Origin of the sequence: Micromonospora lutea (assembly GCF_016863535.1) — a bacterium.
In the GTDB taxonomy this organism is placed as follows: Bacteria; Actinomycetota; Actinomycetes; order Mycobacteriales; family Micromonosporaceae; genus Micromonospora; species Micromonospora lutea.
Genome location: NZ_BOPB01000032.1, coordinates 51562 through 65188, shown reverse-complemented (window position 1 = coordinate 65188; position 13627 = coordinate 51562). Strand labels below are relative to the sequence as shown.

Genomic DNA, 13627 nt, shown 5'->3' with positions numbered 1-13627 from the left:
TCACCCGGCCGGGCCCGTGCCGTCGGCGAGCGAAGTGGGAGGGCTGGTGACCTCGGCGACGCTGTTGACCCCGGTCAGATCGTCATCGCAACCGCGCAATCCCCCGCCACCGGTACGCACCGACCAACGGACGTACATCCGGACCCTGGTCGTGCTGGACACTGCCGTGCTGACGGTGGCGGTGCTGGTCGGCTACGCCGTCCGGTTCGGTGAGGCCGCGCCCCGCGGCCCGGTGCCGTACGTCCTGGTCGCCCCGGCGCTCGTCCTGGCCTGGCTGGTCTCGCTGAAGGCCCTGCGCTGCTATGACGACCGGGTGGTGGGCTACGGCGCGGACGAGTACCGACGGGTCAGCATGGCAAGTCTGCGGTTGGCGGGTGCCACCGCCATCGCCGGCTACGTCGCCGACGTCGGGGTCTCCCGGGGCTTCCTGGCCATCACCTTCGCGGTGGGCACGATCGGTCTGGAGGTGGCCCGGTTCGCCGCCCGCAAGCGACTGCACCGGGCCCGGTCGCAAGGGTCGGGCTGGTCGCGACGGGTTCTGGTGGTCGGTGACACCGCCCACGTCCTGGAACTGGTGCACACCCTGCGCCGCGAGCCGTACGCCGGCTACCAGGTGGTCGGCGCCTGCATCCCGGACGCCCTGCTCGCACCGGTGGCGCAGCGGCTCGGCGACGTGCCCGTGGTCGGCTCGTTCCGGGCCATCCCGGAGGCCGCCGCCGCGATCGGCGCGGACACGGTCGCCGTCACCGCCTGCGGGGAACTGACCGCCACCCGGCTGCGTCGACTCGGTTGGCAACTGGAGGGCACCGGCATCGACCTGGTGCTGGCTCCGGCGCTCACCGACGTCGCGGGCCCACGCATCCACACCCGGCCCGTGGCCGGCCTGCCGTTGATCCACGTGGAGGCGCCCGAGTTCCGCGGTGTCCGCAAGCTGGTCAAAGGGTTCGTCGACCGGTCGATGTCGCTGATCGCGTTGGCCCTGCTGCTACCCCTGCTGGTGGTCATCGCGTTGGCCGTGAAGCTGGACAGTCGGGGTCCGGTGTTGTTCCGGCAGATCCGGGTCGGCCAGGGCGGCGAGGAGTTCGGGGTCTTCAAGTTCCGCACGATGGTGATCAACGCGGACGAGCTGCTGGCGGAGTTGGCCGCCCGCAACGAGACCGACGGCCTGATGTTCAAGATGCGGGACGACCCCCGGGTGACCCGGGTCGGCCGGCTGTTGCGCAAGTGGTCGCTGGACGAGCTGCCGCAACTGGTCAACGTCCTGCTGGGGCAGATGAGCCTGGTCGGCCCCCGACCGCCGCTGCCCTCCGAGGTCGCCCGCTACGACGGGGACGTCGCCCGCCGGTTGCTGGTCAAGCCGGGGATGACCGGGCTCTGGCAGGTCAGCGGACGGTCCGACCTGAGCTGGGAGGACGGGATCCGGCTCGATCTCTACTACGTGGAGAACTGGTCGCTGGCCGCCGATCTGACGATCCTGTGGAAAACCGTAGGCGCGGTGGTCAACAGCCGCGGCGCGTACTGACCTGGCGGACGTGCCTCACGGCTGTGGACCGAACCAGTCCAGGCAGACCAGGACGGCGTCGTCGGTGAGATCACCGGCGACGAACGCGCGCAGGTCACCAAGTACGGAGCGGACCGCGTCCAGCGCCGTCATGGGCGCGGTGCGACGCAGCATCCGGTCGAGCGCCGTCAGACCGTACCGTTCGGCGCCGCCGGTCGCCTCCACCACCCCGTCGCTGATCATGAACAGCCGGTCACCCGGCTGGAGCTGAACGAACTGCTCCCGATAGTTGGTCCCCTCGAACATGCCCAGCGGGAACTGTTCCTCCAGCGGCTGGATGCTGACCTCGCCGTCGCGCAGCAGCACCAGGCGAGGGGAACCCGCGTCGACGGCGGTGAGCAGCCCGCTGCGCAGATCCAGTGCGAGCAGCAGGGTCGCGACGTACTGCGTGCCCTGGTGCAGGTCGTAGATCGCCTGGTCGGCCAGAGCGGCCTGGTCGGCCAGGGGAATGCCGGCCCGGCGGGCGTTGCGTAGCGCGCAGGTGGCGAGGGTGGTGAGCATCGACGCGGCGACCCCCTCACCCATTCCGTTGATGGTGGCCAGCCAGACCCGCTCACCGTCGTCGGACCAGTCGAAGCTGTCACCGCGCACCGCGTACGCCGGCTCCAGTTGACCGGCGAGGCTGAAGGAGGGTCGGAGCCGGCTGCGCCCCGGCAGCAGCTCCCACTGCACCTCGGCGGCGAGGGTGAGCCGGCGGCTGCGCCGGGCCACGCGGTACACGTCCGTGCCGGCGTCCACGGCGGCCAGCTCGTGGGCCAGCGCGGTGGCGACCTCCACAAGTTCGTCCAGCCGTGCGTCGGTGACCGGTGCCACCCGGAGCACACCGCGCCGTTCGCCGCGCATGCTGACCGGCAGGAACCCGACGCTGTCGGCGTGGATCGGACTCTGGTGGTCGAAGCAGCGCCACGCCGGGTGCCCGGGCGTCGTCACCGCCTCCCCGCCGCCGAGCGGCAGCAGCGCCGCGAGCCGGTAGTCGACCTGGAGGAGTTCCGTGTCGGTGATGCCGTACTCCCGCTCGAACAACTCACCGACGCGTGCCACGAGGAGGTCCACGGGGGCTGCGGTGATGGCCGCGCGCCCCTGGTCGACCGGTTCGGTCATGGCCTCTCCTTGATCACAAGCCCAACCACCGGCGGAATCGGAGTACGCTCAGGCGTACCATGGCGGAACTGCATGGTCCACCGGGACCCGAGATGAGTATGGCTGCCGAGCTGGACACCGCGGCAGGTGCCCTGCTGACGGTCTGGGACGGTGCGCGGGAACGGACGGCCAACCGGATTTCCACCGTGCAGCTGCGTGCCGTCATGCTCGTGGAGCGGCACGACGGGATCAACCTGCGGCGCCTCGCCGCCGGACTGGACATGCTGCTCTCGTCGGCCAGCCGGCTCTGCGACCGGCTGGTGGCCGCCGGGATGCTGGAGCGGGAGCCAGGTCGTGCCGATCGGCGGGAGATCTCTCTGCACCTGACCGGCGAGGCCCGCCGGTTGCTGGCCGAGCTGCGCGCCGACCGTCGTCAGCACCTGGCGGCGATCCTGGCCGACATGGCCCCCGAGTCGCGGGAGGCGCTGTTGCGTGGGCTGTGTGCCTTCGACGAGGCCGCCCGCGCGCGGGTCGTGCGGCCGGTGTCGCCGCTGGTCCCGCAGACCGAGGGACCACGCATGGAGCAGCTGGCGGATGGTCGGGGCATCGTCGACGCGGCGTCGCGTGGCTGGGCCGCGGGGGACGCGTCCGTGTTCCGGACGGCCTGACCGAAGCGGGCGCGCCGACCCGGCCGCAGCGGGTGGGATGGTCAATCGCCGCCGCCGCCGCCGCCGGTCGTGGTCGCGTCGGGTCAGTCTCCGGTCGCGCCGATCGCCAGCATCGCGATGTCGTCGTGGCGAAGCCCGGCACACCACCTGTCGACCTCTCGGAGCACCCGGTCGACAAGCGTCGCCGGGGGCAGCCCGGCGCCGTCGGCGAGAATGCGGCGTAGCCGCCGCTCGCCGAAGACCTCCGTCCCGTGCGGGCCGCCCCGAGCGTCGGCAATTCCGTCGGTACGCGTGAACAGCAGCTCACCGGGGCTCAGCCGAAGGTCAGCGGTGGCGAAGCGGGCACCGGCCAGCGCACCGACCGGCATGCCACCGACCCGAACCGCGAGCACCGTGCCGTCGGCGCGGATCATGAGCGGTGCCGGATGCCCACCACCGGCGATCCGCACCCGCACCCCACCCTCGGGCTCGGGCCGCAGGGCACCCAGCAGCAGGGTGGTGAACCGGCCGCGCCGGGACGCGTCCGGAATGTCGAGCAGCGCCCGGTCGAGCAGCCGGAGCAGTTCTCGCGGCTCCTGCTCGACCAGTCGCAGGGTCTGCAAGGACTGGCGTACCCGTCCGGTGAGCACGGCCGCACCGACGCCCTTGCCGCAGACGTCCCCGACGGCGAACAGGGCACCGCCACCGGTGGGCAGGACATCGTAGAAGTCGCCACCGATGCGCAGGCTGTCGCCGGCCGCGCGGTAACCACCGGCCAGACTCAATCCGGGCACCGTGGGCAGTTTCGGGGGCAGCAGGCTGTTCTGTAGTACCTGGGCGAGGTGGCTCTGTTCGTCGTGCAGCTGGGCGGTGGCCAGTGCGGCGCCGGCTCGAGCGGCGAACTCCCGCACCAGCTCGACCTCGCGAGGGTGGAACCCGTCCCGCTCGGATCGACGTAGCAGCACCAGGGCGCCGGCCGTCCGACCTGCCATTGGCAACGGGCTGACCAGCAGGGTCGCGGGTGGGTCGACGAGGCCCGCCGGGAGCACCGGGTCGAGTCCCTCCCGCCGGGTGGCCGGCCAGGGACGCGGATCCCCGCGCTCGCCGTCGAGGGCCTCGACGAGACCGGGTACGGCGGCGACCACGTCCCAGTCGACCACGCCGCTGGTCGGCGCGGTGCCGTCAGCGGCGTACCGCACCCAGTGGGGCCGGTACTCGGTCGGAATCGGTGGCAGGTGCACCACCAGGGCCAGATCGGCCAGGTACGGCACCGGGAGGGTGGCGACGGCGCGCAGCGCCTGGTCACGCTCCAGCGCCAGGCCGAGTTGACGGCCGCAACGGGCCAGGAACCGGGTTCGTCGGCGCTCGGCCCGTAGTTCCTCGACACGAACGTGTTCGTCGGTGATGTCCCGCAGGTACCAGGCGGCGCGGTTGCCGCCCAGCGCGCGGCGGACGCCGCGCAGTCGCCGGCCGCGGTGTTCATCCTCGAAGTCATCCGCGCCGGTGGCGACCGCGCTCGCCAGTGCCGGCAGCGCACAGCCGGCCAGGTCGGTGCCGACGGCGACGTCCGGCAGCAACACCCCGGCCCGCGCGTTGGCCAGCACGACCAGCCCGGCGTCGTCGGTGGTCAGCACCGCCTCGTCGAGCCCGTCGAGCAGCTCACGGGCGAGGTCGGCGTCCACGGCGGGCGTGGGGAGTGACCCGGTGGCGGGACGACCCGAGCCTCCGTCGGCAGCCCACTCGCCGGCCGCACCCGCGACAGCGTCCTGCCGGGTGCTGGTCACCGGCGGCCGCCGGGCGCGGGGCGCTGTCGACCAGTACGCATGCGGGCGGTGCACTCCTCGGGGTCACGGTTGCTTGCCTGCAGGCAAGCGTACCGAGGTGCGCCTGAGGCACACCTGTCACCAGAGTCAGAGTCGGGCCAACCAGCCGCCGGGCTGGGCGATGATCCGGCGTACCACCGAACCGGCAGCTCCCACCGCCGCGGCGGTGGCACCGAGGGTGGCCGGCCGGACGGTGACCGGGGACCAGGCTGCGGTGAGCACCCGGCGTTCGATCTCGGCGAGTACGGGTGGTCGGAGCCAGCCGGTGAGCGAGGCGTAACCACCGCCGAGCACCACCGTGTCGAGGTCCAGCAGGTTGACCACGCTCGCCACGGTGACTCCGATCGCCGTGCCCGCCTCGGCCAGGGCGTGCAGGACGGCGGGGTGCTCGGCCGCCGCGAGCTGGGTCAACCGGGTCGACGCCCGGTCAGCCGGCAGGTCGGCTCCGGCCAGGCCGGCGGCGGACAGGATCGCCTCCTGCCCCGCGTACAGCTCCAGACAGCCCCGACCGCCGCAGCGGCAGGGCGGCCCGTCCGGACGGACCGGAATGTGCCCGATCTCGCCGCTCCAACCACGGGTGCCCCGGAACAGCGCGCCGTTCAGGACGATGCCGGCGCCGATGCCGACCTCTCCGGAGATGTGCAGGAAACTGCCCGGCGCGGCGCCAGCGTGCAACTCGCCCAGCGCGGCGAGGTTGGCTTCGTTGTCCACCACCAGGGGCGGCACCCCGTCGACGGTCTCGGTCAGCGGCGGGTGCTGGGCCAGCAGGTCCGGCACCGGCACGTCCCGCCAGCCCAGGTTCGGCGCGAGACGGACCTGCCCGGAGCCGTCGACCAGGCCGGGCACCCCCAGGGCCGCGCCGGCCAGGGTCAGGTCCTGCGCGTCGGCGTCGGCACGGGCCCGGGCGGCCAGTTCGGCGAGCCGGCCGAGCGCGTCGGCCGGGGAGACGGGTCGCAGGTCGGACCGGTGCACGGTGTGGTGCCGAACCTGACCGGCGAGGTCGACGACGCACGCGGCCAGGTAGTCGACGTTGATCTCCAGCCCCAGCCCGGCCGGGCCGTTGCCGGCCAGCATCAGCCCACGCGCTGGGCGACCGGCACCGGCCCGGGGTGTCGGGTCCGCCTCGGTGACGAGCCGACCGGCGACGAGGTCCTCCACCACGGCCGAGACGGTGGCCCGGGTGAGGCCGGTGTCAGCGGCCAGCGCGGCCCGCGAGGGCGGGCGTCGGGCGTCGGCGATGCGGCCGAGCACGAGGGCGAGGTTCAGCTCACGCAGGCTGCCCTGCCGCACCGCGCCGGCCGGGGCTGCGGGTGGCTTCACCCCTTGACACTGCCACATCCCAGTCATTTAATTCAACCACTGAACAAATAGCGGACGACACCACCGGAGGTTTGCCATGGCACCCCGTCCCACCCCTGCCGACAAGTTCTCCTTCGGGCTCTGGACGGTCGGCTGGCAGGGTCGAGACCCGTTCGGTCACGCCACTCGTGACGCCATCGACCCGGTCGAGTCGGTGCACCGGCTCGCCGAGCTGGGCGCGTACGGCGTGACCTTCCACGACGACGACCTGGTGCCGTTCGGTGCGGACGCCGCCACCCGTGACGCCCAGATCGCCCGGTTCCGCAAGGCGCTCGACGAGACCGGCCTGGTCGTGCCGATGGTCACCACCGACCTCTTCCAGCAGCCCGTCTTCAAGGACGGCGGCTTCACCAGCAACGACCGCGACGTCCGGCGGTTCGCGCTGCGCAAGGTGTTGCGCAACGTCGACCTCGCCGCCGAACTGGGCGCGAAGACGTTCGTCATGTGGGGCGGCCGCGAAGGCGGCGAGTACGACGTCGCCAAGGACGTCCAGGCCGCGCTGGAGCGCTACCGCGAGGCGGTCGACGTGCTCTGCCAGTACGTCATCGACCGCGGCTACGACCTGCGCTTCGCCCTGGAGCCCAAGCCGAACGAGCCGCGCGGCGACATCCTGCTGCCCACCGTCGGGCACGCTCTGGCGTTCATCTCCACCCTCGCCCACCCGGAGCGCGTCGGGCTGAACCCGGAGGTCGGCCACGAGCAGATGGCCGGGCTCAACTTCGCCCACGGCATCGCCCAGGCACTCTGGCAGGGCAAGCTGTTCCACATCGACCTCAACGGCCAGCGTGGCGTCAAGTACGACCAGGACCTGGTCTTCGGCCACGGTGACCTGCTCAACGCCTTCGCCCTGGTCGACCTGCTGGAGCACGGTGGCCCGGCCGGCGCGCCCGCCTACGACGGGCCGCGGCACTTCGACTACAAGCCCTCCCGCACCGAGGACATCGACGGCGTGTGGGCCTCCGCGGCGGCGAACATGCGCACCTACCTGCTGCTCAAGGAGCGGGCCGCGGCGTTCCGGGCCGACCCGGAGGTGGTCGAGGCGCTGGCCGCCAGCAAGGTCGCCGAGCTGGCCGTGCCGACGCTCGGCGACGGCGAGGGCTACGCCGAGCTGCTCGCCGACACCAGCGCCTTCGAGGAGTTCGACGTGGAGGCGACCGCCGCCCGCGGCTTCGGCTTCGTCCGGTTGAACCAGCTCGCCGTCGAGCACGTGCTCGGCGCCCGCTGAGGCGGCCGGCATGCCGCTCGTCGCCGGGGTGGACTCCTCCACCCAGTCGTGCAAGGTGGTCGTCCGGGACGCGGAGACCGGTGCTCTGGTCCGGCAGGGCCGGGCACCGCACCCGGACGGCACCGAGGTCGACCCCTCGGCCTGGTGGTCGGCCCTCCAGACGGCGATCGACGCCGCCGGTGGGCTGACCGACGTCGCCGCAGTCTCCGTGGGCGGCCAGCAGCACGGCATGGTCTGCCTCGACGAGGCCGGAGAGGTGATCCGGCCAGCGCTGCTGTGGAACGACACCCGGTCCGCCGGCGCGGCCGCCGAGCTGATCCAGGAGGCAGGCGAGGGGCAGGCCGGGCGTCGTTTCTGGGCCGACGCGGTGGGCCTTGTGCCGGTGGCCAGCTTCACCGTTACCAAGCTGCGCTGGCTGGCCCGGAACGAGCCGGCGAACGCCGCTCGGGTGGCGGCCGTCTGCCTGCCGCACGACTGGCTGACCTGGCGGCTGGCCGGTGCCCCCGGGCTGGACGCGCTGCGTACCGACCGCAGCGACGCCAGCGGCACCGGTTACTGGTCCCCGGCCACCGGCGAGTACCGGCTGGACCTGTTGGAGCAGGCGCTCGGTCGGGTGGTGCGGGTGCCGACCGTACTCGGCCCTACCGAGGCCGCCGGGTACCTCGCTCCGGCGGTGCTGTCGGGCCCGGCTGGTTCGGGCTCCGGTGCGGCGCTGCTCGGGCCGGGCGCGGGTGACAACGCCGCCGCCGGCTTCGGCGTCGGCGCGCGTCCCGGCGACGTGGTGGTGTCGATCGGTACCTCCGGCACGGTTTTCAGCGTCGCGGACGCCCCTGCGGCCGACCCGAGCGGTATCGTCGCCGGCTTCGCCGACGTGACCGGCCGGTTCCTGCCGCTGGTCTGCACGCTGAACGCGGCCCGGGTGCTGGACGCCGCCGCCGCGATGCTGGGGGTGGGTCTGGACGAGCTGGCCGACCTGGCGCTGGCCACGCCGCCCGGCGCGGACGGGCTGGTCATGGTGCCGTACCTGGAGGGCGAACGCACTCCGAACCGGCCGGACGCCACCGGGGCGGTGCACGGGCTGACCCTGCGCACCTCGACCCCGGGGCACCTGGCCCGGGCGGCCGTGGAGGGGATGCTCTGCGCCCTCGCCGACGGCCTCGACGCGCTGGCCGCCCAGGGCGCGACCGTACGCCGGGTGATCCTGGTCGGCGGCGGTGCCCGGTCGGCGGCGGTGCGTCGCATCGCGCCGCAGGTCTTCGGCTGCCCGGTGGTCGTCCCACCGCCCGGCGAGTACGTCGCCGACGGTGCCGCCCGGCAGGCCGCGTGGTTGGCTCTGGGAACGGGGGAACCGCCGTCCTGGACACCGTCCGGCACCGAGGAGTACGCCGCCGAGCCGGTGCCCGGCATCCGGGAGCGCTACGCGCAGGCCCGGGAACGCCACCTGGACCGGTTGACCCAGGGCTGATCACGGCTCGGTCCCGGATCGAGTGGCCCGCTGTGACGCGGATGCCACTCGATCCGGGACCGAACACGTCCCGCGAGGTGGCTGCCAGACCGTGGGGTGACCCGGTGATCAGCTCGTTATCCCGCCCTGGTTGGCTGCCCGCATGAGCTCGACCACAGGCGGACCCGCGCGGGTGTGGGGCAGGAGCGCGCCGCGCCGGCTCTACAGCGTCGTGGTCTTCGTGCTGCTCGCCTCGCTGGACAACGTGGCGATCGGCCTGGTGCCGCCGTTGTACGGCGCGATCGCCGACTCCTTCGAGGTGCCGCAACGGCTGATCGGTCTGGTCACCGCGATCAGCTTCCTGGTCAGTGCGGTGGCGGCGGTGGGCTGGGCCTACTTCGGCGACCGTGGCAACCGCAAGCCGTTACTCATGATCGGCACGCTGCTCTGGGCGGCCGGCACCGGGGGCAGCGCACTCGCCGGGAACTACCCCACCTTCCTCGCCGCGCAACTGCTCGCCGCAGTGGGCCTCGGCGCGGTCGGGTCGGTCGGTTATTCGGTCGTCACCGACCTCATCACCCCTCGCCGTCGGGGCCTGGTGATGAGCTTCTGGGGGCTCTCCCAGGGTGTCGGCACCGTGGCCGGCGGCCTCGTCGGTGGGCTGCTCGGCGCGGCCGACTGGCGCCGGCCGTTCCTGGTGCTCACCGTGGTCGGGTTGGCCGCCACGGCGGCCTACCTGTTCACGTACGACATCCGACGCGGCCAGAGCGAGCCGGCCCTGACCGCCGCGCTCGCCGCCGGCGACGACTACGACTACCGGATCAGCCGCACGGACCTGCCCGTCATCCTGAGCCGACGGACCAACCGTTGGCTGATTCTCCAGGGCCTCACCGCGCAGGCCGCCTTCGGTTCGCTGGTCTGGCTGCCGGTCCTCTTCCGAGAGCGGGCCGAGGACCAGGGATACACCACGGCGACCGCCATCGTGGTGGGCAGCGTCTTCGCCGCCCTGTTCCAACTCGGCGGGGTGTTCTCCATCGTCGGCGGGCTGGTCGGTGACGCGCTGCAACGGCGTACCCCCTCGGGCCGGGCCATGGTCGCCTCCATCGGCATCTTCGCCGCGCTTCCGTTCTATCTGGTGCTGTTCTTCGTGCCGATGCGCATCGACGTGCCCGACGGCGCCGGCACCGGCGCGGTCGTACGGGCGGTGCTGGCCAGCGTGGTCACCGAACCGACGGTCGGGCTGAGCCTGCTGGCCGCACTGCTGGCCCTGGCACTGACTTCGGCGAACTCGCCGAACTGGTTCGCCCTGATCGCCGACGTGAACCCACCGGAGCACCGGGGCACCGTCTACAGCCTCGGCAACCTGGTCAACGGGGTGGGGCGAGCGGCCGGCAACGGTCTGGTCGGGGCGGCCTTCCACGGGCTGCGGGTGGCCTTCCCGCCGCCGCTGAACTACGCCGTCGGGCTGGCCGCCTTCCAGCTCTTCTTCATCCCCACCGGCATCATGTACTGGCTCGCCGCACGCACCTCGCCGAAGGACATCGCCGACGTACGCCAACTCCTGCACACCCGCGCCAACCAGCTTGAGTGAAAGGAAGGGCCCCTTCTTAACGCCTCCGGTAGAGGAAGGGCCCCTTATTAACAAAAGCGTCGATCGTGCCGGCCGCGTGTTAACAAGGGACCCCTGCTCTACACCAGACGTTAATGAGGTGCCCTTCCTTACACCGTCCGTAGCCAGATGGTGGTGTCGGTGGGGACCGAACCGTCCTCGGGTAGGGGGGTGCTGGTGTGCAGCAGTTCGCCGGCGGGCGGGGGGACGGCGGTGGGGCCGAAGTTGGTCAGCACGACCAGGTCGCCGTTGCGGAAGGTCAGCACCTCGTCGCCGGAGGAGAGCCATTCCAGGGTGCCCCGACCGAGTCCGTACGCGCGGCGCAGCCGCAACGCCTCCCGGTACAGCTCGTACGTCGAGCCGGGCACCCCGCGCTGGCGGTCGAGCGCGTACTCGGCCCAGATCGGCGGTTGCGGCAGCCAGCTGGCGTCGGTCGGCCCGAAGCCGTACGAGGGTGCATCCGCCTCCCACGGGATCGGCACCCGACACCCGTCGCGGCCCCGCTTGGTGTGCCCGCTGCGTTCCCAGGTCGGATCCTGCCGGGCCTCGTCGGGCAGGGTGGTGTGCTCCGGCAGCCCGAGTTCCTCACCCTGGTAGAGGTAGGCCGAGCCGGGCAGGGCCAGCATGAGCAGGGTGGCCGCGCGGGCCCGCCGTAGCCCGGTGGCGGCGTCCGGTTGCTCGTCGCCGATGCCGATGCCGTTGGGTCGGGGCGTGCCGACCGGCAGCCCGAGCCGGGTGGCGTGCCGCACCACGTCGTGGTTCGAGAGCACCCAGGTGGTGGGTGCGCCGACCGCGTCGGTGGCCTCCAGTGAGCGCGTGATCACCGCGTACTGGGCAGGGGCCGTCCAGGAGGCGAGCAGGTACTCGAAGTTGAACGCCTGGTGCATCTCGTCGGGGCGGACGTAGCGGGCCAGCCGTTCCGCCGGCTCCACCCACGCCTCGGCGACCAGAATCCGCTCACCGGGATAGCCGTCCAGCAACCGCCGCCACTCGCGGTAGATCTCGTGCACGCCGTCCTGGTCCCACATCGGTGGGCGAGGCTTGTCCGCCTCCTGCCCGGAGAGAATTTCCTGCGGCTCCTGCCAGTCGGCCAGATCGGCCTGCTTGATCAGACCGTGTGCCACGTCGACCCGGAAACCGTCCACGCCGCGATCCAGCCAGAACCGCAGCACGTCCAGGAACTCGGCGCGTACCTCGGGGTTGTCCCAGTTCAGATCGGGCTGAGCGGTGTCGAACAGGTGCAGGTACCACTGGCCGTCGGGAAGCCGCGTCCAGGCCGGACCCCCGAAGACGCTCTGCCAGTCGTTGGGCGGTTCGGCCCCGTCCGGTCCGCGGCCCTCGCGGAAGATGTACCGCTCCCGCTCGGCACTGCCCGGACCGGCGGCCAGGGCGGCCTGGAACCAGGCGTGGGCCGACGAGGTGTGGTTGGGCACCAGGTCGACGATCACCCGCAGCCCGTTGGCGTGGGCCTTCGCGATCAGGTCGTCAGCGTCGGCGAGCGTGCCGAAGAGCGGCTCGACGTCCCGGTAGTCGGCCACGTCGTAGCCGGCGTCGGCCTGTGGCGACGGATAGAACGGCGAGAGCCAGACCGCGTCGGCACCCAGCTCCGCCAGGTGGTCGAGGCGGGCGGTGATCCCGGGCAGGTCACCGATGCCGTCGCCACCCGAGTCGGCGAACGAGCGGGGGTAGATCTGGTAGATCACCGCCTCCGTCCACCAGCCGGTCGGTGGGGTCTGCTGCGTCGCGTCGTGGTTCAGGGCGTACTCCCATTGTCGAGCCGTGCCGGCCGGCGGGCCGCGACGGCGTGCTGGCTGGCGTTCAGTGTGCCCGCACGGGCGCGGTCGAATCACGCACGACCAGCCGAGTGTCCAGGATCACCGACCCGTCCGGTTTGACCAGTGCGTCGGTGGACCGCCCGCAGAGCGGGTCGAGCAGCAACTGCGCGCCGAGCCGGCCCTGCTCCACGGCCGGCTGGGCGACGGTACTCAGGCCCAGCACGCCGGAGAGGGCGTGGTCGTCGATGCCGATCACGCTGACATCCTGAGGAACCCGTAGGCCGGCGTCGCGCAGCGCGGTCAGCGCACCCATGGCCATCTCGTCGCAGGCGGCGAAGATGGCCGTCGGCGGGTCGCCCCGGCGGAGCAGTTCCTCGGTGGCCCGGGTGCCGCCGGCAATGTCGAAACTGGACTCCACGTCGAGGCTCGGGTCCGGGTGCAAACCGGCCGCGCGCAACTCCTCCTGATGCCCCCGGCGTCGGTCCAGGTGGGCACTGTAGGCGAGTTCGTCGTCGGGATCACCGGAGATGTGCGCGATCCGGCGGTGCCCGAGATCCAGCAGGTGCCGGGTGGCGATTCGCGCGGCCGCCACGTCGTCGATGCGTACGCAGGGCCAGCCGGGCACGGTGGTCCCGGAGCTGACGGTGACGCCGGGCAGGTCCAACGCCGCCAGCGCGGCCACGTCACTGGCCCGCAGCGGGGTGGCGACCAGCATGATCGCGTCCACCCGCTTGTGCAGGTGGGCGGCGTGCAGGACCCGCTGCCGGTTCTGTTCGCGCCCACCCAGGTTGTGCAGCAGCAGGTCGTAACCGGCCCGGTGGAAGAAGTCCTCGGCCGCCTCGACGACCACGCCGAAGAACCACCGGGTGATCCGGGGGACCACCACCGCCACGGTGCCGGTCCGACCGCCGGCCAGCCGTGAGGCGCTGGGCGACACCGCGTACTGCAACTGCTCGGCGGCGGCGAGCACCCGGCGGCGGGTCGCCGCCGACACCGTCGGCAGCCCGCGCAGCGCCCGGGAGACGGTGGCCGTGGAGACGCCGGCCAGTCGGGCGACGTCGTCGATCTTCGTCACGGTGACACCCCGCTCACGTCCCGCGTGGT

Annotated in this window: 10 protein-coding genes; 5 read left to right on the top strand and 5 right to left on the bottom strand. The window is 72.5% G+C overall.

Annotated elements, in window-relative coordinates:
• Positions 1-46: 46 nt before the first annotated feature.
• Positions 47-1522, top strand: coding sequence for a sugar transferase (locus Vlu01_RS24900; protein ID WP_204003899.1), 1476 nt, complete (start codon positions 47-49; stop codon positions 1520-1522).
• A gap of 15 nt (positions 1523-1537) precedes the next feature.
• Here the strand turns inward: Vlu01_RS24900 and Vlu01_RS24895 are convergent, their stop codons facing one another.
• A complete protein-coding gene (locus tag Vlu01_RS24895; RefSeq protein WP_204003896.1) occupies positions 1538-2662 on the bottom strand; it encodes a PP2C family protein-serine/threonine phosphatase in 1125 nt (374 codons plus the stop codon).
• A gap of 92 nt (positions 2663-2754) precedes the next feature.
• Between Vlu01_RS24895 and Vlu01_RS24890 the strand changes: the two genes are divergently transcribed.
• The gene (locus Vlu01_RS24890; RefSeq protein ID WP_239096107.1) at positions 2755-3309 is read left to right on the top strand and encodes a MarR family winged helix-turn-helix transcriptional regulator; all 555 of its coding nucleotides are present in this window, start codon (positions 2755-2757) and stop codon (positions 3307-3309) included.
• A gap of 83 nt (positions 3310-3392) precedes the next feature.
• On the opposite strand, the gene Vlu01_RS24885 is transcribed toward Vlu01_RS24890, so the two are convergent.
• Positions 3393-5072, bottom strand: a complete 1680-nt coding sequence (locus tag Vlu01_RS24885) for a PP2C family protein-serine/threonine phosphatase (protein WP_239096106.1) — start codon at positions 5070-5072, stop codon at positions 3393-3395.
• Between the two features lie 126 nt (positions 5073-5198).
• The gene (locus Vlu01_RS24880) at positions 5199-6458 is read right to left on the bottom strand and encodes an ROK family protein (protein WP_204003894.1); all 1260 of its coding nucleotides are present in this window, start codon (positions 6456-6458) and stop codon (positions 5199-5201) included.
• Positions 6459-6507: 49 nt separating this feature from the next.
• On the opposite strand from Vlu01_RS24880, the gene xylA reads away from it, so the two are divergent.
• The 3 genes from xylA (at position 6508) to Vlu01_RS24865 (ending at position 10730) form a co-directional block, all read left to right on the top strand.
• Entirely contained in the window at positions 6508-7695 is a 1188-nt protein-coding gene (xylA, locus tag Vlu01_RS24875; RefSeq protein ID WP_204003893.1) for a xylose isomerase, read from the top strand.
• A gap of 10 nt (positions 7696-7705) precedes the next feature.
• Positions 7706-9160, top strand: a complete 1455-nt coding sequence (gene xylB / locus Vlu01_RS24870) for a xylulokinase (RefSeq protein WP_204003892.1) — start codon at positions 7706-7708, stop codon at positions 9158-9160.
• A gap of 142 nt (positions 9161-9302) precedes the next feature.
• Positions 9303-10730: an MFS transporter gene (locus Vlu01_RS24865; RefSeq protein ID WP_204003891.1), complete on the top strand. Its 1428-nt coding sequence runs from the start codon at positions 9303-9305 to the stop codon at positions 10728-10730.
• A gap of 128 nt (positions 10731-10858) precedes the next feature.
• Here the strand turns inward: Vlu01_RS24865 and Vlu01_RS24860 are convergent, their stop codons facing one another.
• Positions 10859-12505: a glycoside hydrolase family 13 protein gene (locus tag Vlu01_RS24860; protein ID WP_204004018.1), complete on the bottom strand. Its 1647-nt coding sequence runs from the start codon at positions 12503-12505 to the stop codon at positions 10859-10861.
• A 61-nt stretch (positions 12506-12566) separates the two neighbouring features.
• The gene (locus tag Vlu01_RS24855; RefSeq protein ID WP_204003890.1) at positions 12567-13598 is read right to left on the bottom strand and encodes a LacI family DNA-binding transcriptional regulator; all 1032 of its coding nucleotides are present in this window, start codon (positions 13596-13598) and stop codon (positions 12567-12569) included.
• Positions 13599-13627 lie beyond the last annotated feature (29 nt).